Annotated in this window: 21 protein-coding genes; 16 read left to right on the top strand and 5 right to left on the bottom strand. The window is 57.6% G+C overall.

Translation table 11 applies throughout. From position 1 onward, the window contains the following. Positions 1-46: 46 nt before the first annotated feature. From KXD86_RS01590 to KXD86_RS01620, 7 genes are all read left to right on the top strand, one after another. Positions 47-718, top strand: coding sequence for a copper resistance protein B (locus tag KXD86_RS01590; RefSeq protein ID WP_376770961.1), 672 nt, complete (start codon positions 47-49; stop codon positions 716-718). A 163-nt stretch (positions 719-881) separates the two neighbouring features. Further along, positions 882-1,202, top strand: coding sequence for a hypothetical protein (locus tag KXD86_RS01595; protein ID WP_218634341.1), 321 nt, complete (start codon positions 882-884; stop codon positions 1,200-1,202). Positions 1,203-1,234: 32 nt separating this feature from the next. Next, positions 1,235-1,462, top strand: coding sequence for a hypothetical protein (locus KXD86_RS01600; RefSeq protein WP_218634342.1), 228 nt, complete (start codon positions 1,235-1,237; stop codon positions 1,460-1,462). Next, entirely contained in the window at positions 1,455-3,665 is a 2,211-nt protein-coding gene (locus KXD86_RS01605) for a copper-transporting P-type ATPase (protein WP_218634343.1), read from the top strand. Before KXD86_RS01600 ends, KXD86_RS01605 begins: the two co-directional genes overlap by 8 nt. A 23-nt stretch (positions 3,666-3,688) precedes the next feature. Then, a complete protein-coding gene (locus KXD86_RS01610) occupies positions 3,689-4,075 on the top strand; it encodes a DUF302 domain-containing protein (RefSeq protein WP_218634344.1) in 387 nt (128 codons plus the stop codon). A gap of 423 nt (positions 4,076-4,498) precedes the next feature. After that, the gene (locus KXD86_RS01615) at positions 4,499-5,182 is read left to right on the top strand and encodes a transporter substrate-binding domain-containing protein (protein WP_218634345.1); all 684 of its coding nucleotides are present in this window, start codon (positions 4,499-4,501) and stop codon (positions 5,180-5,182) included. A gap of 263 nt (positions 5,183-5,445) precedes the next feature. Then, entirely contained in the window at positions 5,446-5,742 is a 297-nt protein-coding gene (locus KXD86_RS01620; protein ID WP_218634346.1) for a hypothetical protein, read from the top strand. On the opposite strand, the gene KXD86_RS01625 is transcribed toward KXD86_RS01620, so the two are convergent. From KXD86_RS01625 to KXD86_RS01645, 5 genes are read right to left on the bottom strand one after another with little or no spacing between them, the layout of a single operon-like run. Further along, a complete protein-coding gene (locus KXD86_RS01625) occupies positions 5,699-6,271 on the bottom strand; it encodes an NADPH-dependent FMN reductase (protein WP_218634347.1) in 573 nt (190 codons plus the stop codon). The genes KXD86_RS01620 and KXD86_RS01625 overlap by 44 nt on opposite strands. 56 nt (positions 6,272-6,327) lie before the next feature. Beyond that, positions 6,328-8,157 (bottom strand): protein kinase domain-containing protein, encoded by a 1,830-nt coding sequence (locus KXD86_RS01630; RefSeq protein ID WP_218634348.1) that lies wholly within the window; start codon positions 8,155-8,157, stop codon positions 6,328-6,330. Positions 8,158-8,166: 9 nt separating this feature from the next. Continuing rightward, positions 8,167-9,750: a dihydrolipoyllysine-residue acetyltransferase gene (locus KXD86_RS01635; protein ID WP_218634349.1), complete on the bottom strand. Its 1,584-nt coding sequence runs from the start codon at positions 9,748-9,750 to the stop codon at positions 8,167-8,169. Between the two features lie 26 nt (positions 9,751-9,776). Further along, positions 9,777-10,754 (bottom strand): alpha-ketoacid dehydrogenase subunit beta, encoded by a 978-nt coding sequence (locus KXD86_RS01640; protein WP_218634350.1) that lies wholly within the window; start codon positions 10,752-10,754, stop codon positions 9,777-9,779. Between the two features lies 1 nt (position 10,755). Continuing rightward, positions 10,756-11,940, bottom strand: a complete 1,185-nt coding sequence (locus tag KXD86_RS01645; RefSeq protein WP_218634351.1) for a thiamine pyrophosphate-dependent dehydrogenase E1 component subunit alpha — start codon at positions 11,938-11,940, stop codon at positions 10,756-10,758. A gap of 243 nt (positions 11,941-12,183) precedes the next feature. On the opposite strand from KXD86_RS01645, the gene KXD86_RS01650 reads away from it, so the two are divergent. The 9 genes from KXD86_RS01650 to KXD86_RS01690 all read left to right on the top strand — a co-directional run bounded on the left by KXD86_RS01650 (position 12,184) and on the right by KXD86_RS01690 (position 25,611). Beyond that, positions 12,184-13,563, top strand: a complete 1,380-nt coding sequence (locus KXD86_RS01650; protein WP_218634352.1) for an L-serine ammonia-lyase — start codon at positions 12,184-12,186, stop codon at positions 13,561-13,563. A gap of 139 nt (positions 13,564-13,702) precedes the next feature. Then, positions 13,703-14,746 (top strand): lipid A deacylase LpxR family protein, encoded by a 1,044-nt coding sequence (locus tag KXD86_RS01655; protein ID WP_218634353.1) that lies wholly within the window; start codon positions 13,703-13,705, stop codon positions 14,744-14,746. A 125-nt stretch (positions 14,747-14,871) separates the two neighbouring features. Next, positions 14,872-15,195 carry a thioredoxin gene (gene trxA / locus KXD86_RS01660; protein ID WP_218634354.1) on the top strand — a complete coding sequence of 108 codons (324 nt, stop codon included), beginning with the start codon at positions 14,872-14,874 and terminating at the stop codon, positions 15,193-15,195. Positions 15,196-15,234: 39 nt separating this feature from the next. Beyond that, positions 15,235-16,158 carry a LysR family transcriptional regulator gene (locus tag KXD86_RS01665; RefSeq protein WP_218634355.1) on the top strand — a complete coding sequence of 308 codons (924 nt, stop codon included), beginning with the start codon at positions 15,235-15,237 and terminating at the stop codon, positions 16,156-16,158. 169 nt (positions 16,159-16,327) lie between these two features. Beyond that, positions 16,328-17,509: an efflux RND transporter periplasmic adaptor subunit gene (locus KXD86_RS01670; RefSeq protein WP_218634356.1), complete on the top strand. Its 1,182-nt coding sequence runs from the start codon at positions 16,328-16,330 to the stop codon at positions 17,507-17,509. A gap of 11 nt (positions 17,510-17,520) precedes the next feature. Beyond that, positions 17,521-20,691, top strand: coding sequence for an efflux RND transporter permease subunit (locus KXD86_RS01675; RefSeq protein WP_218634357.1), 3,171 nt, complete (start codon positions 17,521-17,523; stop codon positions 20,689-20,691). Beyond that, on the top strand, positions 20,688-22,088 hold the full coding sequence (locus KXD86_RS01680) for a TolC family protein (RefSeq protein ID WP_218634358.1): 1,401 nt from the start codon (positions 20,688-20,690) through the stop codon (positions 22,086-22,088). Before KXD86_RS01675 ends, KXD86_RS01680 begins: the two co-directional genes overlap by 4 nt. A 110-nt stretch (positions 22,089-22,198) precedes the next feature. Next, on the top strand, positions 22,199-23,662 hold the full coding sequence (locus KXD86_RS01685; RefSeq protein ID WP_218634359.1) for a malate:quinone oxidoreductase: 1,464 nt from the start codon (positions 22,199-22,201) through the stop codon (positions 23,660-23,662). A gap of 347 nt (positions 23,663-24,009) precedes the next feature. Beyond that, the gene (locus KXD86_RS01690) at positions 24,010-25,611 is read left to right on the top strand and encodes an arylsulfatase (protein WP_218634360.1); all 1,602 of its coding nucleotides are present in this window, start codon (positions 24,010-24,012) and stop codon (positions 25,609-25,611) included. Positions 25,612-25,623 lie beyond the last annotated feature (12 nt).

The raw sequence follows: 25,623 nt of genomic DNA on the forward strand, positions 1-25,623 counted from the left end.
GGCTCTGGCGATTGCTGTGCCATCGGTTCCGGCGTTGGCCAGTGACATGCGAGAGGATACGTCGGGTCGGAAAGATCCGCTGACCGTTTGGGGTGTGCAGTTTGAAGAACTGGAGTACCGCTATAGCGACGACGATGAGGAACTGGGTGTCTGGAATGGCGATGCCTTCTACGGAACTGATGCACTCAAATTCCGGTGGTTGGGCAAGGGTGAGTACGCCATTGAAGAGCAGGCGTATGAGCAGCTTGAGAACCAGCTACTCGTCCAGACCCCGATTTCTGACTTCTTCGACGCCAAGGCCGGGGTGAGGTTCGATACCCCGGAAGGGCCGGATCGGACCTACGCGGTTATTGGCATTGCCGGCTTGGCACCGTACTGGTTCGAGGTCGATGCGAGTTTGTATGTCAGTGACGAGGGCGACACCTCGGCCGAGTTTGACGCCGAATACGAACTGCTCCTGACCAACCACCTGATTCTCTCGGCCGGCGTGGACGCGACGGTCGCGTTCAGCGAGGATCGGGAAATAGGACTGGGTAAGGGCTTGAGTTCGACGGAAACCGGGCTTCGGCTGAGCTACGACCTGATCGATCGGTCCTTCTCGCCTTACATTGGTGTGGTCCACGAGCGCAAGTACGGTGATACCGCCGATTTCGCCAGAGCGGAAGGAGGCAGCACCGAAGACTGGTTTGCCGTAATCGGAACCAGGCTCGCCTTCTGATCCTACCTTTTACGGGCCTTGGTGCTCCACCTTGGCCCGTTTTCTGATTCACTAATTGATGTGAATCAAATCGCGTTTATCCCGCTTACAGATTTTCAGTCCCAGTTCAGATTCGAATGCTGTCATAGCAATGAAGGGCGAACGAACTGCGGGGTAAAATCTCATGATCAAAGCCCACAAAGATACAAGCCAGAAGCCGTTTTTACTGCGCAGAAAGTTGGGGGTCGATGGCCTCGGCGAAGCTCAGTGGGACGACCTGATCTATGAACTCGATCATCATCCCTGTGTTGATTTTGCCGAGCGGCGGCCGAATGACATCTTGTGTGTCACCTACGACGGAACTCATTGGTCCATGGAACCGTTGCAGGCATTGATCGAAGCCCGGGGAGGCCGAATCCGGGCCGGTTGGTGGGCACGCCGAAGGCTTGCCTGGTATCAGTTTACCGATGACAACGTCCGGGTTAATGCCGGCCACGAGTCGTGAGGAAATGGGAAATTGTTCAGGAGAGTCACACCATGATGCAGGATGACATGTTTGGTTACACCATGTGGGCGGGGCACTGGCTGTGGATGCTGGTTATAGCCATTGTGGTTGTGATTCCGGCCTGGCGAATCTGCCAACGCACAGGGTATCCGGGCTGGATGGGAATTTTGATCCTGGTCCCATTCCTCAATCTTGTTCTGCTTTATTTCATCGCATTTGCGGAATGGCCGGCGAATCGGGCAGGGGACAGCAATGGGTGAGCATCAACACGTGCATGATCATCAACATCAGGCCTGCCACGATCACAGTGAATGGAAACACCCAGAGGTCGTTGAGCCGGGAACCATCTACACCTGCCCGATGCACCCGGAAATCCGTCAGCAGGGACCCGGCCAGTGCCCCATCTGCGGTATGGCGCTTGAGCCGGAGCAGGTGAGTCTCGAGGAAGGTCCGTCCGAAGAACTCAGGGACATGACCCGCCGATTCTGGATCGGCCTGGTGCTGACTCTGCCGGTCCTGATGCTGGAGATGGGGGGGCATCTGCTGGGAATCGACCATATTATCGCCCCGCAGGTGTCGAACTGGGTCCAATTGGTCCTGGCTACGCCTGTTGTCGCCTGGTGCGGCTGGCCATTCTTTGTCCGGGGCTGGAAATCGGTCATTAACCGCAGCCTCAACATGTTCACGCTGATTGCCATCGGTACCGGGGTCGCGCTTGTCTACAGCCTGGTAGCAACGCTGATGCCGCAGATATTCCCGGGGGCTTTCCGGCAGGCGGATGGCTCAGTCGCCGTGTACTTCGAAGCCGCTGCTGTCATTGTGGTGTTGGTGCTGCTTGGACAGGTGCTCGAGTTACGAGCGCGGGAGCGGACTTCGGGGGCCATCAAAGCGTTGCTGGACCTCGCCCCCGCGACCGCCAGAAAGCTGGACGACGAAGGCGGCGAGTCGGACGTTTCGCTTGATCAGGTCAAGGTTGGAGACCGCCTGAGGGTTCGCCCGGGCGACAAGGTGCCGCTGGATGGTGAGGTACTGGAAGGCAGTTCCAATATCGATGAGTCCATGGTGACCGGCGAGCCCCTCGCTGTTTCCAAGCAAGCCGGTGACACAGTGATTGGCGGTAGTATCAACCAGCAGGGCAGCTTCATCATGCGGGCCGATAAGGTGGGCCGGGATACCATGTTGGCCCAGATTGTCCAGATGGTGTCCAAGGCCCAGCGTAGCAGGGCGCCGATCCAGGGGTTGGCGGACAAGGTTGCCGGCTGGTTTGTGCCTGCGGTTATCCTGATTGCGGTCATCGCCTTTGTGGTCTGGTCCGTCGTTGGACCAACGCCGCCTATGGCGTTCGGCCTGATCGCTGCGGTCAGCGTGCTCATTATCGCCTGCCCCTGTGCGCTCGGGTTGGCGACGCCTATGTCTATAATGGTCGGTGTTGGCCGGGGCGCCCAAAGTGGCGTATTAATCCGGGATGCCGAAGCCTTGGAACGGATGGAGAAGGTCGACACCGTGGTGGTCGATAAAACCGGGACGCTGACCGAGGGCAAACCCCAGGTCACGACGCTGGTTTCAGCCGAAGGCATCAGTGACGAGGATCTGCTGCGCTACGCCGGCGGACTCGAGAAGGGCAGTGAGCACCCTCTCGCCCATGCCATTCTGGAGAAGGCCAAGGCCATGGACCTCAGCCTGCCAGACGCCAAAGATTTTGATTCTCCGAACGGTAAAGGGGTCACAGGCACCATTGATGGCCGAAGGGTGCTCCTTGGCAACCGCTTGCTGATGGAATCGGAGGGCGTGGACACCTCTGCCTTCGAAGAGGAAGCAGATGACCTTCGCAAAGCCGGTGCCACCGTGATTATTACGGCTGTGGACGGGAAGGTGTGCGGATTGCTCGCGATTGCCGATCCGGTGAAAGAAACCACGGAGGCGGCGATTTCGGCCTTACAGAAAGACGGTATCCGGGTGGTGATGCTGACCGGCGATAACCGCACCTCCGCTGAAGCCGTGGCCCGGAAGCTCCACATCGACGAAGTGGAAGCGGAAGTCCTGCCGGAAGACAAAGGCAAGATTGTCCAGCGTCTCAAGGACGAGGGGAGGGTCGTTGTGATGGCAGGCGATGGTGTGAACGATGCGCCGGCGCTGGCGACGGCGGATGTGGGCATCGCCATGGGAACGGGCACCGATGTGGCCATTGAAAGCGCCGGTATCACGTTGCTCCGGGGAGACCTGATGGGCATTGTGGAAGCAAGACGCCTGTCGCTGGCGACCATGCGCAATATACGCCAGAACCTGTTCTTTGCCTTCGTCTATAACTCGGCCGGCGTACCCATCGCGGCGGGTATCCTGTACCCGTTTGCCGGCATCCTCCTGTCACCGATTTTCGCCGCAGCGGCCATGTCCCTGTCGTCGGTGAGCGTCATCGTCAACGCGCTCCGCCTGCGCGTAATCACACTGGGCGAACGCACCTGAACTTCCGATAAAAGGAGAACCTTATGTCATACACCATCAACCGAGTCATCAAGAACGTGGATTTTGAGGACGCCGACAAGAAGGTTCGTGAGGTCCTGACGGAACACGGCTTCGGAGTGCTGACGGAAATCGACGTCAAGGCAACGATGAAGAAAAAACTCGACAAGGACATGTCAGCCTACCGGATTCTCGGGGCCTGTAATCCGACCATGGCCTGGGAAGCCATCGGCCTCGAACCCCGCGTTGGCGCCATGCTGCCGTGCAACGTCATCCTCCGGGAGGTGTCTGACGGCGTGGAGGTCAGTGCGATTGATCCGGTCGCGTCCATGACGGCGATCGATAACGACGAGCTGAAGCAAGTTGCGGGTAAGGTCCGTGAGATGCTGTCGGCGGTCGTCCAGGCCATCTGAAACTTTGCGAAACACAAGGCTGCCTGGTGACGGTAGCGTCGACCGCGCCCGCCGAAACGGTAAAGCATGACGGCGAATTGACGGTCATGGGCAGTTACATCAAAGCTGACCGTGAACGGACTGATGAATGCGGGTCAGCAATCAGAGTTATTTGTGGTTCTCGTTTAGACAACGATTGGTGGCTTGAGCCACAGCTGTACAGTGAGGTTATAGAAACGGGCGAGAATGTAGGGCGGGATTACTACCAGCAGGGATTGGGTGCCGATATTCATTATCGCTATCTCAATGGCGAGGATGCTTCTGTCCGGGGCAACATATTGGACCTCCCCCTGAAAAGCTCGAGAAAAGAAAATTTCCTGATACACATCCAAAGAACATGCCGTATAGTTTAGTTTCTATTTGCACATAAATGGTTCCTTTACAATGCAGCCTAGAGTGGCAGCTTTTTGCTTCGTCTTTTCTCTTTTATGGGCTTCAAGTTCCCACAGCTTGGCTGGTGATTTTCGGATCGGGATCGCTGAGGAATACACACACCTCATTGCCGTTGAGGACGGCCGGCTAAAAGGAGACATCGCTTCAGGGTATGCCTGCGCGCTCTCTAAAAGCGGCCACGAGTTCAGTTTCAAGGTTTTCCCCCTTGCTAGATTGCTTCATGAGCTCAGGAATGGGGGCGTAGATGCCGCTCTGCCTCTTGCCCACAATAGTGCCCGTGATTCTTATGGGACGATTACAAGCACTGTCCTTCATTCCCATTATTTGTTTGTATCGTTGCAGGGTAACGAATTTGACTCGGAGAAAAAGGGAGGTCGCTTTGTTTATGTTCGTGGGTTTGCGGGGGAATCAATGCTTCATGAACTGGAGGGGACAGGGGTTGCTGTGAGCGAGTGGGATCAAGGGATAAATATGCTAAGGCTGGAAAGAGTTGATTTTTTACTTGCTACTGAAAAGGCTTACCTTGCCTTGAGTGCGGAGCAGCGTATGGGTTTGGCCCATGAAGTGGTTGCGGGTGTCGAAGCCGCATTTTATGTCTCAAACAACAGGATGGAGTTGTGGCATTCGTTGAACGATGCAATCGCCCAATGTGAGAAAGAAGCGTCTGAATCCTGAGGGAATGGGTATGGAAGTTTTGGTGATCCGCCGTTAATTCAGAAAATCCTCGGGTGTTGAGGCAGTGCTTCGAAGCCACGCAATTTCTTCGTTTTTTCCAGCCAATAGCGACGTAACAGTCATACCCTCGCAACATTTCACTGTTTCAATGGCGGCGGTCTAGAGATCGACCTCTCTTTTGCAGCTACTTCGAGCTGCGCCGCTCAGGAAGAGCCCTTTCAATCCGGTTCTAGCCCGGTGCTGTCATTGAACAGGGAACAGGCATGTCCATTGAAATGAAAGCGGTCCAGGCAATGTGTGTGCGGGTACTCTGGTCCGGAGATTGCGTTGAACTTCTGGAACTGGGCGTTCGCCAAGCCTGTGGCTATCTGACGCCAACCGCCTATGAGGTACACATACCCGGTCAAAGCGTCCTGTATAAGTCGGCAAGTCTGTTTGCCGCACAGCACTACATCGAAATTCTGCTGGGCTGCCAGTCAGATGCAGATCCGCGCCCGGATAGAATCCCGGGTTCGCTCAAGACGGCGCACGAATCGACTGTAGCGCCCGGGCCCATTTGACCAATTCCGCAAGCATGGCTGTGGCCGAGTTCTCATGGTGTTCACTGGCCTGGAAATTCCTGTTGTCGTCCAGGGAATTCCACGGCATCTGGACCATGACGCCTTCCATCATTGGCATCATTTTGAGGGACGTCACCAATTGTTTGGCAAGCTGCGCGGATCGCAAGCCCCCGGAAACGCCGCCATAGCTGACGAAACCGCAAGGTTTGTAATTCCATTCGTTGTACACGTAATCGAGAGCGTTGGTAAAAGATGCGGGTGGACAGTAGTTATACTCCGGGAGAACGAACACATAGGCATCGGCCTCACTGACGCTTTTCGACCAGGCTTTGGTGTGCTCGTGCTCGTACTTCTGCATTCGGGGATGGTTAGGCTCGTCGTACACTGGCAGGTTGAAGTCAGCGATATCAATCAGCGTAGACACGAAGCTCCCGTCTTCATTCGCAAATCCATGAAACCATTCCGCGACCGGAGGTCCGACCCGGCCAGGGCGGGTACTGCAAATGATGGTTTGTAGCTTCAGGTCCATGGAGAAACCTCCCGTTTCAGACTGATGGTCGGCAAAAATATAAGAGTAGTCTATTTTCAGGCGCGGGGATTTCGCGGGTAAAAACGCTCGGGCAGGCGCTCGATGTGCGGGAAAAAACGGGTGTCCTTGTACGGCATTTTCATGAAACCGGATACACCAAGACCGGTGATCTCTTCGACCGCAGACAGGATCTCGTTCAGGAGTCGGCTGAACGCCTGTTCCTGGTCCGGGTCAAGCAGTCGGTAATGACTGTGAATCTTGAGGTGGCGGGGCAGGGCTTCGAAGATGATCATGCCCGTGTGATGGATGGTATTCAGCGTCTCAAGGGCCCGAATGATTGTTTGGGGCAGCACCAGGAACTCTTCCGGATCCGGGCCGTCCTCAAAGTACGAGTGAACCCGAGTCTCATCCTCCACCTCCGGCGCCGCGCTGACCTCGTAATGAAGCTTCATCCCGGGTGACACCAGGAAAGGCTGATCCGGATCATCGCGATCAATATGCAGGGTGTTTCGGGCATTAAAAAGGCAGCTCTTGAAGATACCCTTGCGGTAAATCGCCTGGGCCAGATACACCATGTTGTTCACGGCCTGCACGAACGCGGACTTCAGGGCCGGGTCGTGAAGGTTCAGGGACGTGTCGATGTAGATGCCATCGGTCTCCCAGCGTACGGCAAGGCCACCCTCGACCGGGTAGCGACCAAGCCGGCTGACGGCGGCGAGAAAGGCTTTTTCGGTCTCGCCCATGCCTTGCATGAAGTTTTTGTAGTAGCGGTCCAGTTGCACGTCATTGACGTCACTGAGGGTTTCCGGCGCGCCTTCCTCCCGGAGAAAGGATTTCCGGGAACTGTAAACCACCGTATCGATTTCCTGCTCGGATTCCCGCACCCAGACCGGTACCTGGGCCACGACGGGTTGTTCCGGAAGATCAATCATGACGGTGCGCGCCATGCGTGGCATTTCCCGCAGATAGTAGTCCCCGGCTTTCCTGCGGGTGGCGGGGTCCGGTGCGAGCATACCGTCCAGCATGCGGGCAAACTCCATCGGTAATCCCAATGACGTCGCCGGAATCGCACGATGGCCAAACCGGCACGACTGGGCGGATGCGAGAGCATAGAGCGTTCCAGCGGCCCCTTGCTCATCAAAACGGGGCGACGACAGTCCACCGTTCAGCTGTTCCTCACCAATGAAGTAGACATCCCCCAGCCGGGCGTTGGTCTGCTGCAGGTTGTCGGACATCAGTTCCATCACATTGGCGGTAATGAACTGCTGGTTCGCGTCCAACTGGGCAAAGACGGACGAGCCCCAGTCAATCAGGGCGATGTTCTCGGTGCGGGCGTCAAAGACCAGGTTTGATGGTTTGATGTCGCCGTGGACAATGGGCCGCCCGGCGGGACCGTTCTCGCGCCGGAGGTTGCGCAGTATGTCCGCAATCTGGTCGGCAATCCGCATGATCAATCGCGGTTTCAGGCGCCCCTCGCGCAGGGACACTTCCTCCAGGTTCAGGCCCGCGGCGCGCTCCATGACCAGGATGGGCTGATTGTTGGCACGCTGATAGGAGATCAGGCGGGGCACCCTGGGGTGCCGGACCTGTTCGAGTATGTAGGCTTCGTCTTCCAGACGATCCTGGAGATGTTGGGGCAGGTTGATGCGGGTGAACTTGAAAACGTGTTCCGGGCCGCTGCTGCATTGGCCCGGAAGTCGACCAGCAAACACAAAGCCATAGGCCCCTTTGCCGATCAGTTCGATGTCCCGGTAACCGAGTTGGCGGAGCTGGGTGGTGCAGAGCGCCACCCAGTCCTTGAGCTTCTTGGCGTCGTCATGGCTGAGCAGGTAGATCGACTGCTCTTCGGGAATGTAGAACTGCTGCAGTTGTGTCTTCTGCGCCATGATGCCTCGTTAGCCCATATGCAAAAGCATGGATTGGGGCGATTCGAGGTAACCTTTCCAGCGATTGCAGAAACGCGCGATGGTGCCACCATCAATGATCCGGTGATCGCCCGCCCAGCTTACGGTCATGATCGCACGTTCAACCACCTGACCATTGGCGTCGAAGCGGGGCAGTTTCTGTGTCCTGCCGAGGGCAACGATGGCGACCTCCGGGGCATTGATGATAGGCGAGGCGTAGGTGCCGCCCAGGGCCCCGATGTTGGAGATGGTGATCGTCCCGCCTTTGAGGTCCTCCTGGCTGACACGGCCAGAGCGGGCCGCCTCGGTCAGGCGCGCGACTTCATCCGCAATGCCAAGTAAGGTCAGGCTCTCTGCCTCTTTGACATTCGGCACCATCAATCCCGCCTTGCCATCCACAGCCATACCGATGTTGCAGTGAGGCAGGTAATGGATCTCGGAGACGTCGTCGTTCAAACGACTGTTGAGAACCGGGAACTCCTGAACGGCCAGCGCCATGGCCTTCATGAAGAACGGCATCAGGGTCAGCCGCGTGCCACGGGCTTCGGCCTCGGGCTTAAGCTGTTCCCGGAGGCTCAGCAGATCGGTCATATCAATTTCCTCACTGTAAATAAAGTGAGGAATGGTGGTTGCCGATGCCACCATGCTCCGGGCCATCGCGGCTTTGATGCCTTTGATCGGTTCAACCCGTACTTCCTTTTCACGCTCCGGCTGTCTGCGGGCGGTCACCGGTGTTTCAGGTCGTGAGCCTCCGGCTACCTCGGTCACCGGTTCGGGTTGTTCGAGGTGGGCGAGCACATCCGCCTTAAGCACCCGACCGTCTTTACCAGAACCGGGGATATCACCAAGATTCAGCTCGTGTTCACGGACCAGTCGGCGGACGGCCGGGCTGGCCGGAACCCGCTGGCGGCTTCCAGAGGCAACCGGGGTGGCCGTGGCTGGTGCGGGCTCCGGAGACGGCGTTGCTTTCTTCGTGCTCTCGTCCGGCTCTTCGCGATCCCGGGGGATGAAGGCAAAGAGCGGAGAGTGTACCCGTGCCATGGCCTGTTGCTCGTGGTAGAGCTTGGTGATGCGGCCGGCTTTAGGTGCCGTGATCTCGACCATTGCCTTGTCGGTCATGACATCGACTACCGGCTGATCTTCTTCGATCTCGTCACCCTCGGCGACACGCCATTCCACGACTTCACACTCCACAATGCCTTCGCCAATGTCGGGCAGTATGAAGTCTTCGGTCGCACTGTCGCTGTCGCCGGTGTCAACGGGCTTGCCAGCTTGCCCGTTCACTGTCTCCGCTTTGGGTGCGGGGGTTGATTCAGCCGTCTGTCCGGCGTCATCTCCGGTCTCATCAACCAGCTCAAACAGGGGGGCATGAACTTTCGCGATGTCGCCTTCCTTGTAGTAAAGGCGGGTTACCCGGCCTTTGTAGGGCGCCGGTATTTCCACCAGCGCCTTGTCGGTCATCACTTCGGCGACAGGCTGATCTTCCTCGATCACATCGCCCTCACTCACCAGCCATTTGACCAGCTCGCATTCCACGATACCTTCACCGATATCGGGCAGTATAAAATCACTCATCTTTGGTCTCCTGTCCTGATATCAGCCTAGAATTCGACGCTTGCCCTGATGGCCTCGTAGACCTTCAGGTGGTTGGGCAGGTGCTCTTTTTCCAGCACCAGCGGGAAGGGGGTATCCATCCCGGTAACCCGTGCGATCGGAGACTCCAGATACAGGAAGCAGCGCTCCTGAATGGTTGCGGCGATTTCACCGGCAAATCCGCCAGTCAGGGGAGCTTCATGGGTGACGACCAGGCGCCCAGTCTTGAACACGGAATTCGCCACGGTTTCCACATCCCAGGGCAGAATCGTTCTCAGGTCGATGACCTCACAGGAAATTCCGTCCTTTTCCGCGCGTTCCACGGCCTGTTCGATCACTTCCAACTGGGCACCCCAGCCGAGGACGGTGACGTCCGTCCCTTCCTTGATGATTTCGGCTTCGCCCAGCGGCAGGCGGTAGTCCTCATCGGGCACGTCGCCGACCGAGGCCCGGTAAAGCCGTTTTGGCTCAAAGAACAGGGTAGGGTTGGGATCGTGGATTGCACCCAGTAGCAGACCTTTGGCCTGATGGGGGTTCCGCGGAACCACGATTTTCAGGCCCGGGGTATGGGCAAAGTAGGCTTCCGGGGACTGGGAGTGATAAAGGCCACCGGCAATACCGCCACCGTAAGGGGCGCGGATGGTCAGCCCGCCGACATCGAACAGGTTACCCGAGCGATAACGGTACTTGGCCGACTCGTTAACGATCTGATCGAACGCCGGGAAGATGTAATCCGCGAACTGGATTTCGGCAACCGGTATCGAACCCTGGGCGGCAAGTCCATTAGCGAAGCCAATAATGCCCTGTTCCACCAATGGTGTGTTGAAACAGCGAGCCTTGCCGTATTTCTGTTGCAGGTGACTGGTTGCGCGGAAAACGCCCCCAAACACGCCAACATCCTCGCCAAAACAGAGGACCCGCTCATCGGCACCCATGGCGGTATCGAGGGCATTATTGATGGCCTGGAGCATATTCATCTTGGTCATCTCAGGCCCCTCCCTTGGCGTGTTCAGCGCTCTTCGGATACTCGTCAGGGTACCGGCGGATGTGAGCTTTGAGCTTTTCAAACTGCTCGGCCAGCATGGGTGGCACTTCGTCGTAGACATCCGTCACCAGGGATTCGAGCGGAGGTGGTGGCCGCTTCTGCGCGCGTTTCATGGTCTCAAGCACCTCGCGTCGCATGCTTTCCTGAAGCTTTTTCTCGTCATCCTCACTCCACCATTTCTTGCTTTCCAGCCAGAGGCGCATGCGAAGGATCGGATCTTTCTCACGCCACACGGCTTCTTCGTCTTTGCTCCGGTAGCCCGAGGGATCGTCCGAGGACGAGTGGGCCGCCAGCCGATAACTCATGGCTTCGATCAGCACGGGACGGTTGTGCTCGACAGCCAGTGCGCGAGCTGCGCGCGTGGCTTCGTACATGGCCAGAATGTCGTTGCCGTCCACCCGGATCACGTCCATCTTGTAGCCGTAGGCCCGAGGCGCAACGCCGTCCGCCGCGAACTGCTCCGCGGCCGGAGTGGAAATGGCGTAACCATTGTTACGGCAGAGAAAAATGACGGGAACACGGTGAACCGCGGCCATGTTCAGTGCCGCGTGAAAGTCGCCTTCAGACGCCGCACCTTCCCCGAAATAGGTTATGGTGCAGTGGCCTTCGCCGGCCATCTTCTGACCGTAGGCGTAACCGGTGGCCTGGGGGATCTGGGTGGCCAGCGGCGACGAAATCGTCATGTAGTTCAGCTTCTTGGAACCGTAATGAACGGGCATCTGGCGCCCTTTGCCATAGTCCAGTTCGTTGCCGAACAGCTGGTTCATGAATTCGTCGATAGAAAAGCCACGATAGGCGAGGGCGCCTTGTTCACGGTATTGAGCCATGATCATGTCGCCGTCATCCAGCGCAGCCGCGCTGCCAATAACAGCCGCTTCTTCACCGGTACATTGCATGTAGAAGCTCAATCGCCCCTGTCGCTGGGCTGCGAGCATGCGCTCGTCCAGAATACGGGTGGTGATCATGGCCCGGTAGATTCGGAGGGCTTTCTCTTTATCGAGGTCAGGAGCCTTGGCGCTCTTGTAGAGCTTGCCGTCCTGTTTCAATAGCTTGAAAGTGGGAATACGAAATTCCGCACCGTCGGTAAACACTGGGGAATACACAACTTTGGACTTTGTTGTTGTCATAATCCTCTTCCTGGGGTGTCGGCCTGAGGAACAAAACACTCCTTTTGGGAGTGTAGTTAATGTCTGTGAAGACAGCCTGTTGGAATCGGGTATGATTCCACTCAGGGTAGGTTTACCTTAACGTAAACTTCCATGCGAGGGTAGACCCTTGGTCCGGATTTTAATGTTGACTTTCCGGTCATACAGCAAGGAATGTGAATCTACACTCCAGGTAAGAAACTCATTACCCGATCGGGTGCTCTTATGTCCGTATCTGTATTTGATCTCTTCAAAATCGGCATTGGCCCCTCCAGTTCGCACACGGTTGGACCCATGGTGGCTGCCGCAACGTTTGTGCAACAGCTTGAGGCGGCCGATTTGCTTTCGTCGGTCCGGCGAATCCAGATTGACCTTTATGGCTCGCTAAGCGCCACCGGGAAAGGCCACGGTACCGATCACGCGGTCGTGATGGGGCTCATGGGCAACCGTCCCGATAGTGTTGACCCCGACATCATTGGCCCGACCGTGGAAACGCTCAAACAGGACCGGGTTCTTAACCTGGTCGGCGGCTACCCGGTGGCTTTTGATTGGAGCCGGGACCTACGGTTCCTCGACGAGACCCTTCCGTACCACCCCAATGCCCTTCGATTCAGAGCCCTGGATCAGGATGATCAGCTGCTCTCTGAGAATACCTTCTATTCCGTCGGGGGCGGCTTCGTGATTGAGGAAAGCGCGGCCGTCGAGGGAGCGAATCTGGTGCCGGTGGCAGAGCTACCCTTTGGATTCAGTCGATCGGCTGATTTGCTCGACCTCTGCAGCACCCATGGGCTTCGGATCAGCCAGTTGGTCCTGGAAAACGAAAAGGTCTGGCGGCCTGAGTCCGAAATCCGACAAGGCGTCATAGAGATCTGGACCGCCATGAAGGACTGCATTGCGTCAGGCCTGCGCAAAGAGGGGCCGTTGCCGGGCGGACTGATGGTCGAACGCCGCGCCAGGGGCCTGTATCAATCCTTACTCAGCTGTGCACATCCCAACGTGATCAGTTCGACCCTGGGCGCGATGGACTGGGTAAATCTGTACGCTCTGGCGGTCAATGAAGAGAATGCCTGTGGTGGTCGCATGGTGACTGCGCCCACCAACGGTGCCGCCGGTATCATTCCGGCAGTGCTTATGTACTACATGGAGTTTGAGCCGAGTGCTTCGGACGATCAGGTGGTCGACTTCATTCTGGCAGCGGCCGCGATTGGTGCCCTGTGCAAGGAAAACGCGTCCATATCCGGTGCTGAAGTTGGATGCCAGGGTGAAGTGGGCTCCGCCTGCGCCATGGCTGCGGCGGGTCTGTGTGAGGTGTTGGGTGGCTCCCCTGAACAAGTGGAGAATGCCGCGGAAATCGGCCTGGAACACAACCTGGGGCTGACCTGTGATCCCGTCGGAGGGTTGGTCCAGGTGCCGTGCATCGAGAGAAACGCAATTGCCGCGGTCAAAGCCATCAACGCCGCTCAAATGGCTTTGAGGGGGACCGGGAAACACTTCATTTCCCTCGACAAAGTCATCCGGACAATGCGCCAGACCGGAATGGACATGCAGGATAAATACAAGGAAACCTCCAAGGGCGGCCTGGCAGTCAACGCGATCGAATGCTGAGTGGTCCTGATGTTCGATGAAGGACCGGGCGCACATCACGATCAGTGATGTATCAAATTCGATTTCATAATTAGTTTTATTAATACCCGAACGCAAGAATGAGCGCATTCAACATCACCAATCAGGTTCAGGTGACAACATGCGCACATTCAAACTCGCATTCTTCTCCGCCGCCGTATTGCTATCGCAGACTGTGTGGGTGACTCCGGCTCTCGCTGATGAGGGCGACGCGCAACGTACGTTAACGCTATCAACGGACAATGATCTGTTTGCGCCAACGCAGACGGACCAGGATTACACGGCAGGTGTGGCGCTGACCTACTCGGGCCCGGAATTGAAGGGAAACTGGAACGTCCTGGGTCGGAGCCTTGATGGGCTGAACGCGGCCCTTCTTGGCGACCGCGCCCAATCGGGTACGGATCTGAGAACGTTCGAGTTCGGGGCCTACGGTTTCACGCCCGAGGACATCACCATAACCGATGTCATTGAGGATGATCGCCCCTACAGCAGTCTGGTGTACGTTTCCGTGAGCAACCGCTACAAGGCCCGGGGCAGCCGCAATGGGTGGACCAGCTCATTGACGGTTGGCGCGCTTGGCCTTGACCTGTTCAAGGCCGGACAGAACGCCATTCACCCGCTGGTCGGAAGTGACCAAGCCGAGGGGTGGGGACACCAGGTGTCCGAAGGCGGTGAGCTGACCGCTCGCTATTCACTGGCTTACCACCAGTACCTCGATGCCAGCGAGCCCGACAGCCAATTCAAGCTGACCTACTTTGGCTCCGCAGGCTACCTGACCGAAGCAGGTGTGGCGCTGGTCTTTCGAGACGGGCTGATTTCGTCACCGGATAACCGCTTCAATCCCGAGCTGAGTACCTACGGCGAACGCACGGCCGAGGTGGCTGCCGGCCAGGCGCGTGAGGACTATTTCTGGGGTGGCATTGCGTTCAAGGTTCGCGCTTATAACGCCTTTCTCGAAGGACAGTTTCGAGACAGCGAGCACACCATCGACCGGGATAATCTTAACATCGCGTTGGCGGAAGCCTGGCTGGGTTACACCCATTCCTTTTCAACGGAATACAAGCTGAGTTACGTGCTTCGGGTACAGAGCTCTGAAATCAAGCGCGGCAGGGGCGACCGAACGCTGGCATGGGGTGGGCTGGTCCTGACCAAAACGTTCCCATGACCAACCGGGTAACGACTCATTCGCCAAATGAATGTATGCCATATCAACTGATGATTATTCAACCCGATCCCCGGGTTCCATCATTGAGCCAGGGTCAATGAACCGGACAAGATAAGGAGTTTGCAATGACCAACATTGTGCAGGTTAGCGATGCTACCGTTGAAGCCGAGGTGTACCAGAGCGATCGCCCCGTGCTTGTGGATTTCTGGGCAGCCTGGTGCGGGCCGTGTAAAGCCGTTGAGCCTGTTCTGGAAGTGCTGGCTGACGAGTTCGAGGATGAACTGAAAGTTGTTAAAGTGAATGTGGACGACAATCCGGGGTTTGCCGCCAAGATGGGCATTCGCAGCATTCCCACACTGTCACTGTTTCGGGACGGTCAGCTCAGTGCGACCAAGACCGGCGCCGGCAGTTTGAGCGAGTTGCGTACCTTTCTGAGTGCGAACCTGTAAAATTGACGGCTCTAATACAGATCGGGGAATAACTGCTCGATGAAAAACCAGGAATTGCATCTGCTGTACGTATTCGATGCGATCATGACGGAACGCTCGGTTACCCGCGCGGCGGACAGACTGGCAATGACGCAGCCGGCCGTATCGAATGCGATCTCCCGGATGCGTCAGGTCTGGAATGACCCGCTGTTTGTCCGGAAGGGGCGCCAGATCGAGCCGACCTCCTATGCATTCAGCCTGTGGGACCGAATTCGGGGGCCGATCTACGATCTTTCGACCGCCGTCAGCTCAACGACGTTTGATCCCTCTCAGGCCAAGCGCACTTTCCGCATTGCGGTCAGCGATATCATTACGGATATGATCTGGGGAGAACTGGCCGAAGTTCTGGAACGGGAGGCGCCGGGCGTCGACTTACACGCTGTGCCTTACACTCCTGAAGGAACCTACGCGGATCTCCGTGAGGCCAATGTGGACCTTGCCATTGGCCTGATCACCCAGCATGACCACAGCTTGCGAAGTATCTGGCTGTTCCAGGGCGGCTACCAGCTGGCGATGCGGTCTGACCACCCCCTGGCAGGCAAGCCGGTCAGTCTGGACGATTTTCTAAACGCCCGGCACCTTCTGGTGTCTCTGTCCGGCGATGCCCACGGATTTGTTGATTCGTATCTTGACCAGAAAGGCCTCAGTCGCCGTGTCGCAGTGACGGTCAACGAATTCGTGACGGTGCCGAGCTTACTTAAACGAACGGACCTGATTTGTGCAGTGCCGGATATACTGGTCGGGTGCGAGGAATTCAGGGACGACCTTTCGATTTCGCCCTTGCCGTTTGAACTGGATCCCACCAGCCTCTATCTGATGTGGCACGCCCGGCACGACCGCGACCCCGGAATCGTGTGGATTCGGGAGCTTATTGAAGACCTGCTCAAGGAACGCCACTCCAGCTTTATAGGTGCAGCTGCCTGAAACATCATTTTCAATGATGTTATAAATGCCGGTTCTCAATTATTCGTCATCGCCTCTCCCCGAAATAATGGCCTCAGTCGCAACTCATGAGAGAGGCGGGGGAGGCCCACCGCTACATCCGCCCTTTCATGGATTCCTCGTTCACTGATGCACAGCTCAGAGGTTCCCCATGAAGACAAGACTACTCCTCCTGACCGCTATGTCGGCCCTGTTACTGGCCGGCTGTGAAAGCCCCGGAAGTGCCGATACCCAACAACCCCAGAATCAGGCGCCATCCATCGAGGTGGTGAAGGCCGAAGCCTTCGAGGTCCAGCCGTGGAAAACCTACACCACCCGCATTGAGGCGCCCGAGCAGGTCTCCCTTCGCCCCCGTATCTCCGGCGTGGTGGAGAAGGTTCATTTTGTGGAGGGACAATCCGTTCAGGAAGGCGACCTGCTGATCTCGCTGGATAAGCGGCACCTTGCGGCACGTGTGGATCAACTTCAAGCCGAGCTTGTCAGCGCAGAAGCGGCATTTCGCCAGGCCCAGAATGAATACGAGCGTGCCGAGCGCCTGATTCAGCAGCAGGCAATCTCAAGGGAACAGGCCGAACTGCGTGAATCGGCGGCCCAGCAGCGCCGGGCGGATGTCGGTTCCATTAAGGCCCGCCTTGCCCAGGCAGAGCTTGATCTCAGCTACGCGTCCATCCGTGCCCCGATCTCCGGGACGATTTCCCGCGCCGAAATTACGGCCGGCAACACTGTGTCTGCCCATCAGAGCCTGCTCACCAACATCTCGTCGGATCAGAAACGCTACGCCTATTTCAACATGGAGGAGCGCACGTGGTACCGCTACTACGGCAAGCGGGAAAACGCGATCAGCGCGCCAGTCGTGGTTCAGCTCATTGGCGAGCAAGGGTATCCCCATCGCGGTGTGATTGATTTCGTCGACAACGAGATCGAGCAGGGGTCGGGCACTCTTCGAATCCGGGCGGTGTTGCCGGATAACGAGGGGCAGTTGTTGCCGGGTGCCTTTGCCCGCGTACGACTGGCTGTAGCGAAGGCCAGCGCCAAGGTGCTGGTGCCAGACCGTGCAATTGCCACCGACCTGGAGAACAAGTTTGTCCTGACCGTCAACGACAACAACCAGGCCACCTATACGCCGGTAACGCCGGGCGAACGTTTTGGCGAGTACCGGGTTATTGAAGAAGGGCTTGAGAAGGGCCTGAACGTTGTGGTCAATGGCACCGCCAAGATCGGACCGGGTATGGCCATCCAGCCCGTGGAGGTCGATCTGGATACCGAGGGCTTGCAGCTTACCCTGAATAAACAGTCGTTGGACGATCCCCAAACCGCCGCGATTCCCCGATAATCGGAGAAACCATGAAATTTGCCCATTTCTTCATTGATCGGCCGATCTTTGCGGCCATGCTTTCCCTGATTATCCTGATCGGCGGCGGAATCTCCCTGTTCCAGCTGCCGGTGAGTGAGTACCCGGAAGTGGTGCCACCCACCGTGGTGGTGACTGCGAATTATCCGGGCGCCAATCCGAAGGTGATTGGCGAAACCGTTGCCTCACCGTTGGAAGATGAGATCAACGGTACCGAGAACATGCTGTATATGTCGTCCCAGGCCACGTCGGATGGCCGGATGACCCTGACGGTCACGTTTGCACTGGGAACCGATCTGGACAAAGCCCAGGTGCAGGTACAGAACCGGGTGAACAGCGCATTGCCGCGACTGCCGGAAGAAGTGCAACGACTGGGTGTGGTTACCGAGAAATCCTCGCCCAACCTGGCGATGGTGGTTCACCTTTATTCGCCGGATGAATCCCGTGATATCAAGTACCTGGCAAACTATGCGGAACTGAACGTCAAGGATCAGATCGCCCGTCTGGGAGGCGTCGGCGACGTCCAGTTGTTCGGCGGCGGTGAATACGCCGTGAGGGTATGGCTGCAGCCCGACGAGCTGGCGTCCCGAAACCTGAATGCATCAGACGTGGTTGGGGCTATCCGCAGCCAGAACCAGCAGGTTGCGGCGGGTTCACTGGGCGCGCAGCCTTCACCCAATGAAAGCCAGTTTCAGGTCTTGCTGAATGTTCGAGGCCGGCTGTCCACACTGGAAGAATTCCGGGACATCATCATCAAGGTCGGTGAGGAAGGCGCAGTGACCCGTCTGAGCGACGTGGCGCGCGTTGAGCTCGGCCAGAATACCTATGCGTTGCGGGCCATGCTCAATGGCCAATCCGCGGTGGCCATGCCGATTTTCCAGCGCCCGGGTTCCAATGCCATTGAGCTGTCTGATCAGGTCAGGGCGGCCATGGCTGAAGTCTCGGAAGACTTTCCCCAGGGGGTAACCTACGACATCGTCTATGACCCAACGGTGTTCGTTCGGGGCTCGATCGATGCGGTCATCACCACGTTGCTTGAGGCCATCGCGCTTGTGGTCCTGGTGGTGATCCTGTTCCTTCAGACCTGGCGCGCCTCCATTATTCCGCTGGTCGCCGTTCCCGTTTCCCTGATCGGCACCTTTGCGGTGATGCAGTGGTTAGGGGTGTCCATCAATACCTTGTCGCTGTTCGGCATGGTGCTGGCGATCGGCATTGTCGTGGACGACGCGATCGTGGTCGTTGAGAACGTGGAACGGAACATTCACAAGGGCCTGTCGCCCAGGGAAGCCACGAAAGTGGCGATGACGGAGGTGACCGGGCCCATCATTGCCATCGCCCTGGTGCTGTGTGCGGTCTTCATTCCCACCGCCTTCATTACCGGGCTTTCCGGCCAGTTCTACAAGCAGTTTGCCCTGACGATCACGATTTCGACGCTGATCTCTGCCTTCAATTCGCTGACCCTGTCACCCGCGTTGTCCGCGTTGCTCCTGAAAGGAGAGCACGAAAAGCCGGATCGGCTGACCCGGGGGCTGAACCGGGTGTTCGGTCGGTTCCTGTTCCGGCCATTCAACCGTTTGTTTGATGCCAGTGGGGCGGCGTATGAGCAGTTAGTGAAGAAGCTCATTCGCTATGGCGCCATCGTGGGCGTGATCTACGTGGGACTGACGGCGTTTTCAGGGCACCTTTTCAATCAGGTCCCGGGCGGATTCATTCCGGCCCAGGACAAGCAGTACCTTGTTGCCGTCGCCCAGTTGCCCGATGCGGCCAGCCTCGACCGGACCACCGACGTCGTCCGGGAGATGGAGGACATTGCTCTGGCAACCGACGGCGTGGAAAACACCGTAGCGTTCCCGGGCCTGTCGGTGAACGGGTTTACCAACAGCCCCAACAGCGCCATTGTTTTCGTTCCGCTCGCGGACTTTTCAGAGCGCGAAAGCGCGGAACTCTCGGCGGGGGCCATTGCAGGCAAGCTGAATGGGCAATTCGCCGGGATTGATGAGGCCTTCGTTGCCGTGTTTCCGCCGCCTCCAATTCTCGGCCTGGGGACGACGGGTGGCTTCAAGCTTCAGATTGAAGACCGTGGCAGCAAAGGGTTCGAGGCCCTGTTCGACACCCTGCAATCGGTGATCGCCAATGCCCGACAGCATCCGGCCCTGGTGGGTTTGTACTCCAGTTTCCGGGTGCAGGTGCCGCAGCTGGATCTGGAGATCGACCGGGAGCAGGCGATTCTTCAGGGTATTCCGATCGAATCGGTGTTCAGCACCCTGCAAACCTACCTCGGCTCGGTGTATGTGAACGACGTGAACCTGTTTGGCAGCACCTACCAGGTGATGGCCCAGGCGGAAGCGGATAACCGGTTGGACCCGGAGGATATCCTGAACCTGAAGGTCCGCAATGCCCGGGGCGACATGGTGCCCCTTGGTGCCGTCATGAACGCAGTGCCGACCACCGGCCCGGATCGGGTCATGCATTACAACGGCTATCCCAGCGCGGAATTGAACGGCAGTCCGGCTCCGGGGTTCAGTTCGGAGCAAGCCCGCCTGGCCATTGAACAGGTCCTGGCCGACACACTGCCAGAGGGCATGGAATACGAATGGACGGAAGTAACCTACCAACAGGTTCTGGCCGGCAACACCATGGCGTATGTGTTTCCGTTGGTCGTGCTATTGGTGTTTATTGTGCTCGCAGCCCAATACGAAAGCCTGCGGCTGCCGTTCGCCATCATACTGATCGTGCCCATGACGTTGCTTTCAGCCTTGCTGGGTGTGTCCCTCACAGGTGGCGACAACAACATCTTTACCCAGATCGGGTTGATCGTCCTGGTCGCCCTTGCCAGTAAAAACGCGATTCTGATGGTGGAATTCGCACGGGACCTGAATCACCAGGGCAAGTCCCACCTGGAGGCGATTATCGAAGCGTGTCGCCTGCGGTTGCGTCCGATTCTGATGACGTCCATCGCGTTTACCGCCGGTGTTGTGCCACTGGTGCTCGCCAGCGGGGCAGGCTCGGAAATGCGCCATGCGATGGGCGTCGCCGTTTTCTCCGGCATGATCGGTGTCACCGTTTTCGGGTTGCTGTTCACTCCGGTCTTTTATGCCGCGGTCACCCGCGCGAGGAAACAGGCGGCTCTGCAAACTACCCTTGACGAGGAACGCACAGCATGAGGAATACGAGGTTATGGGCTGGCCTTGTCAGCCTTCTGGTGCTGGCCGGCTGTGCCAGCGCGCCCAACTACGATGCCAAGGTGGCCCACACCCAGGATTACCTCGCCGGGTTGAGGTTCGAGGCATCCTCAACGACCAACGAACAGACTCGCTGGTGGGAAACGCTGAACGACGCCCAGTTGAACCGACTGGTTGAGCAGGCACACCTGGTCAACCTTGACCTCCAGGCAACCGATCGACGCCTTCAGGAGGCATTGGCGCAACTGGGCGTCAGCGAATCGGAACGCCTGCCTCAAGGAGGCGGAGTTGGAGAGTACAGCGTCACCGATCGGGATGACGAGCGGTTGGAGTCCGCACGAGCGGGGGCCCAGATTACCTGGGAGCTGGACCTGTTCGGACGAATTCGCTCCGTGATTGATGCCCGCGAAGCCGGAGTAGCCAGTGCCGAGGCACTGGACCGGGCCGCGTTGAAAGAGGTGACGGTTGGGGTAATTCAGGCCTACCTCCGCTGGGAGTCGTCGCGGCAGCAGGTCGCCCTGATTGAATCGGATCTTGAAGCGCTGGACGCAAGCCTGAAACTGGTCAGAAACCGTGTGGAAGCGGGGCTGTCACCGCGCCTGGATCTGGCCCGGGCTGAGACACTCTATCATCAACAGCGTGTCCTGCTGCCGGTTGCCCGGAACAATCAGTTCCGCACCCGAGCCAGCCTTGCGGTTCTGCTTGGCCAGGATCCGGATGACCTCAGCCTCACGGCAGCGCCGGCTACCCTGAAGCAGGCGCGTGCATTGCCGGTCGGTGACGAGCCCGGCCTGGCTCTTCAGTCACGCGCGGATATTGCCGCCGCACTGGCGAGCCTGGCGCAGGCGGCTGCGCTCTCCGAGGCGGCGGTGTCGGATCTGTATCCCCAGGTGACGGTGGAAGGGTTTGCCGGATTCAGCAACATCGAGGGTGTGGGCGACGGCTTTGAGGATACCTTGAGCGCAATCCCGAGAATTTCCTGGGCGGTGCTCAGCTATCCGGCCCTGCTGAAACAGGTCGAGGTTCAGGAAGCCCGCACCGAGGCGCAGTACGTTGCCTACCGTAAGACCGTGGTAGAGGCGGTCGGGCAGGCGAGGGTGGTCGCCGATCGCTTTTCACGGACGGAGCAGTCCGAGCGGGCCAGCGCCCGGGCTCTGGAGGCTTCACGAGTCGCCTTCAATACCTCGGAATCCCTCTACCGGGAGGGCGCTATTGGCTACCTGGATTATCTTGACGCCAATCGGGAATGGATCGCAGCTCAGCGAGCTCATCTGAATGCCCAGTTCGATCTGGCGGATTCGCGTCTGGGCTTGCTCAGGGCGTTCAGCGGGCTTTGGAGTCACAGCCTGTACCGGCAAATCAGAGAGACGGGCGCCTAGGTCGTAACGGTCAGTTGGCCTGGCGGTTTTCAGTACGCAACGGAATCATGGTAGGTTCAAGGAAGTAAAACGGCTTGAATTTAACGACTTGGAACGGGTGAGCAGACCTCATGAATGTAATCATTATTGGCGCAGGGATTATGGGCACCACATTTGCCACACTGGCGAAGGAGCTGGCTCCCGAACTGGACATTACCATTCTGGAGCGGTTGGAGCGCCCCGGCGCAGGTAATTCCTGGGTCTTTAACAACGCCGGTACCGGGCACGAGGCGAATTGCGAGCTGAACTACACCCCCGTTGATGAAGAAGTGATTTCGGTCGAGAAGGCATTGAAAATTCATGCCCAGTTCAATGTCGCCAAGCAATTCTGGGCCTACCTGATCGACAAGGGTGCGATCAAGGATCCCAAAACCTTCATCAACCAGACCAAGCATTGCACCATCGTTTCTGAATCGGATATTGAGTTGCTCAGATTGCGGTTCAAGGAGATGTCCGCTCACCACTTTTTCGAACAGATGCGTTTTTCGGACGATTTTGACGAGATACAGAGCTGGATTCCGTACCTGATGGAAGGGCGCCCGCGCCATGAAAAAATGGCCGCGACCGTCATCGAAACCGGCACGGATGTCAATTTCGGTGCCTTAACCGAGCAAATGGCCAAGTACGCCGTGAACGAACTGGGTGTCAAGATTGAATACGGCACCCATGTGAAGCGCGTGCACCGTAGCCCGGCCGGAAGCTGGCTTGTGGAAACGGAGAAGAACGGGGCACCGGTTCAGCACCGAGCTGACGTGCTATTTGTGGGCGCCGGTGGTGGGGCATTTCCCATCCTCAAAAAGAGCCATCTGCCGTTCCGCGCCCGGTTTACGGGCTTCCCGGTAGGCGGGCGATTTCTTCAGGCCCCCATTACCGAGGAACAGGCCAAGCAATACCGGGCCAAAACCTATGGCAAGGCGGCAGTGGGGGCGCCACCCATGTCGGTTCCGCACCTGGACCTCCGGGTTGCGGACGGTCAGCACTACCTGCTGTTTGGCCCGTTCGCTTCCTTCAAGCCTGTGCTCGAGAAGGGCCGGGGATTCCTGGACTACCTTCGCTCCATGCGCCTGCACGATATTCCTGGCTTGCTGAACGTTGCCCTGGAGCATTTTCCGCTGGTGAAGTATCTGGTGTCAGAGACCTTCAAAGGTGAGAAAAGCATGTTCGAGGAGCTGGAAAACTTTGCGCCCGGCATGAGCAAAAAGTTCAACTGGAAACCGGTTGAAGCGGGCCAGCGTGTGCAAATCATCAAGGATGGGGATCTCCAGATGGGCACCGAGATTCTTGTATCCAGTGACAAAACGTACGGGACCCTGCTCGGCGCCTCACCGGGGGCATCCGTCTCCCCGGAGGTTATGTTGCGCTGCCTGGAGCAACTGCTCCCTGCGATCGTGTCAAAAGACGACGCCAGGCGGAAACTGAAAGAGATCTTTCCTGAGGATGACCTGGAAATCTTGATCCACGAACCGGATCGGTATCGGGAGATCCGAGATGCCATCAACAGTAAGCTCGGAATCACCCGGGCCGAGGTGGGCTGAAAGAGAAGTCAGGTCGTATATGGAATAAATCGTCTCGCGATCTAAACTGAATGTGCGAATAATCATCCACTCTATTTGCAGCTGTTTTCCGCGATTGAAGATGTAATGGTCATGGAAATTGCAGAGTTTGATTAACTCTGACGCGTAAGGGCATGGAGCCTATCGCATGGCCGTAAGCAACTTTCCTGCTGAGTTACCGCATTTCCCTGAACGTACACCGGGGCTCACCCAATGTGCCCCGGCGTCTTTGGGCGCAGCATTGCCCGCATCGCCCGCCCACCTGAATTATCACAGTCCGCGCATTGCAGTGTTCCTACCAGCGCCCAATCAACATGGAGAGTGAAACTATGAGGACGTCAACCTTATTACTACTGACGGGGTGCCTGCTGGCCCCTGCCGGGGTATTTGCTCAGGAGAGCGGCGATAAGCCGAACATCCTCGTCATCTGGGGTGATGACATTGGCACCTGGAACATCAGTCACAATAACCGGGGCATGATGGCCTACAAAACACCCAACATAGACCGTATTGCTGAAGAAGGCGTGGCCTTCACAGACTATTACGGCCAGCAATCCTGTACTGCCGGCCGCGCCGCTTTCGTCGGTGGCACCGTTCCGGTACGTACCGGCATGACCAAGGTCGGATTGCCAGGCGCTCAGGAAGGCTGGCAGGAATCCGACATTACTATCGCGGCGGTGATGAAATCACTCGGCTATGCGACCGGCCAATTTGGCAAGAACCACTTTGGGGACCGGGATGAACATCTTCCCACCAACCACGGTTTTGACGAGTTCTTCGGCAACCTCTACCACCTGAACGCCGAGGAAGAGCCGGAGCATCGCGATTATCCTGGTGATTACGTGCTACCGGGCGGCGAGACGTTCAGAGAGAAGTGGGGGCCTCGCGGCGTGATTAAAGCGACGGCTAACGATGACGGTACGCAAACCATAGAAAACACCGGTCCGCTCACCAAAAAACGCATGGAAACCATTGACGAAGAGACGCTGGAAGCCGCGAAGGACTTTATCGAACGGCAACACGAGGAAGGCAAGCCCTTTTTCGCGTGGTGGAACGCCACACGCATGCACTTCCGCACACACGTGAAGGAAGAACACACGGGCCTTAGCGGCGCAAGCGGCAATGAGTACCATGACGGAATGGTTGAGCACGACATGCAAGTCGGCGAACTGCTCGATCATCTTGACGAGCTTGGCATCGCCGATAACACGATCGTGTTCTATTCAACGGACAACGGCCCTCATTACAATACCTGGCCAGATGCCGGCACCACGCCGTTCCGCAGTGAGAAAAACTCGAACTGGGAAGGCGCCTACCGCGTTCCCGCCTTTGTACGCTGGCCCGGTAAATTCCCTGCGGGCACCACAATCAACGGTCTGGTCGCCCATGAAGACTGGATGCCCACGTTCGCCGCAGTCGCCGGTAAAGACGATCTCAAGGAGGACCTGCTCGACGGCTATGAGGCTATCGGCCGTGAGTATAAAAACCACCTCGACGGGTACGACCTGACCGAGTATCTGTCAAAGGCGGGCAGCTTCGAGTCGATTAACGACGATATCGCCGCGTCGCCTCGCAAGGAATTCTGGTACTTCAATGATGACGGTCAGGTGGTCGCCATCCGTTTGGGAGACTGGAAAGGTGTGTTCTTTGAAAACCGGGGTGTGGCATTCGAGGTCTGGCGAGAGCCGTTCACTGAGCTGCGGGTTCCGTTGCTTTTCAACCTCCGACGCGACCCGTTCGAGAAGGCGCAACACAACTCCAACACCTACAACGACTGGTTCCTGGATCATGCATTCATCCTGGTTCCGATGCAGGCGGCCGCCGCCCGTTTCTCTCAGAGCTTCATCGACTATCCGCCGAGCCAGAAGCCCGGATCGTTCAACTTGCAGGGCATTGTCGACAAGCTAAAGGAAACGAGTGGAGCTCGCTGACCCGCCAGCGAC

Origin of the sequence: Marinobacter arenosus, from assembly GCF_019264345.1 — a bacterium.
In the GTDB taxonomy this organism is placed as follows: Bacteria; Pseudomonadota; Gammaproteobacteria; order Pseudomonadales; family Oleiphilaceae; genus Marinobacter; species Marinobacter arenosus.

What these genes read in the sequence shown, in the direction of transcription:
- KXD86_RS01590 (WP_376770961.1), top strand. Translation starts at nt 47, where the DNA reads ATGCGAGAGGATACGTCGGGTCGGAAAGATCCGCTGACCGTTTGGGGT.
- KXD86_RS01595 (WP_218634341.1), top strand. Translation starts at nt 882, where the DNA reads ATGATCAAAGCCCACAAAGATACAAGCCAGAAGCCGTTTTTACTGCGC.
- KXD86_RS01600 (WP_218634342.1), top strand. Translation starts at nt 1,235, where the DNA reads ATGATGCAGGATGACATGTTTGGTTACACCATGTGGGCGGGGCACTGG.
- KXD86_RS01605 (WP_218634343.1), top strand. Translation starts at nt 1,455, where the DNA reads ATGGGTGAGCATCAACACGTGCATGATCATCAACATCAGGCCTGCCAC.
- KXD86_RS01610 (WP_218634344.1), top strand. Translation starts at nt 3,689, where the DNA reads ATGTCATACACCATCAACCGAGTCATCAAGAACGTGGATTTTGAGGAC.
- KXD86_RS01615 (WP_218634345.1), top strand. Translation starts at nt 4,499, where the DNA reads ATGCAGCCTAGAGTGGCAGCTTTTTGCTTCGTCTTTTCTCTTTTATGG.
- KXD86_RS01620 (WP_218634346.1), top strand. Translation starts at nt 5,446, where the DNA reads ATGTCCATTGAAATGAAAGCGGTCCAGGCAATGTGTGTGCGGGTACTC.
- KXD86_RS01625 (WP_218634347.1), bottom strand. Translation starts at nt 6,271, where the DNA reads ATGGACCTGAAGCTACAAACCATCATTTGCAGTACCCGCCCTGGCCGG.
- KXD86_RS01630 (WP_218634348.1), bottom strand. Translation starts at nt 8,157, where the DNA reads ATGGCGCAGAAGACACAACTGCAGCAGTTCTACATTCCCGAAGAGCAG.
- KXD86_RS01635 (WP_218634349.1), bottom strand. Translation starts at nt 9,750, where the DNA reads ATGAGTGATTTTATACTGCCCGATATCGGTGAAGGTATCGTGGAATGC.
- KXD86_RS01640 (WP_218634350.1), bottom strand. Translation starts at nt 10,754, where the DNA reads ATGACCAAGATGAATATGCTCCAGGCCATCAATAATGCCCTCGATACC.
- KXD86_RS01645 (WP_218634351.1), bottom strand. Translation starts at nt 11,940, where the DNA reads ATGACAACAACAAAGTCCAAAGTTGTGTATTCCCCAGTGTTTACCGAC.
- KXD86_RS01650 (WP_218634352.1), top strand. Translation starts at nt 12,184, where the DNA reads ATGTCCGTATCTGTATTTGATCTCTTCAAAATCGGCATTGGCCCCTCC.
- KXD86_RS01655 (WP_218634353.1), top strand. Translation starts at nt 13,703, where the DNA reads ATGCGCACATTCAAACTCGCATTCTTCTCCGCCGCCGTATTGCTATCG.
- trxA (WP_218634354.1), top strand. Translation starts at nt 14,872, where the DNA reads ATGACCAACATTGTGCAGGTTAGCGATGCTACCGTTGAAGCCGAGGTG.
- KXD86_RS01665 (WP_218634355.1), top strand. Translation starts at nt 15,235, where the DNA reads ATGAAAAACCAGGAATTGCATCTGCTGTACGTATTCGATGCGATCATG.
- KXD86_RS01670 (WP_218634356.1), top strand. Translation starts at nt 16,328, where the DNA reads ATGAAGACAAGACTACTCCTCCTGACCGCTATGTCGGCCCTGTTACTG.
- KXD86_RS01675 (WP_218634357.1), top strand. Translation starts at nt 17,521, where the DNA reads ATGAAATTTGCCCATTTCTTCATTGATCGGCCGATCTTTGCGGCCATG.
- KXD86_RS01680 (WP_218634358.1), top strand. Translation starts at nt 20,688, where the DNA reads ATGAGGAATACGAGGTTATGGGCTGGCCTTGTCAGCCTTCTGGTGCTG.
- KXD86_RS01685 (WP_218634359.1), top strand. Translation starts at nt 22,199, where the DNA reads ATGAATGTAATCATTATTGGCGCAGGGATTATGGGCACCACATTTGCC.
- KXD86_RS01690 (WP_218634360.1), top strand. Translation starts at nt 24,010, where the DNA reads ATGAGGACGTCAACCTTATTACTACTGACGGGGTGCCTGCTGGCCCCT.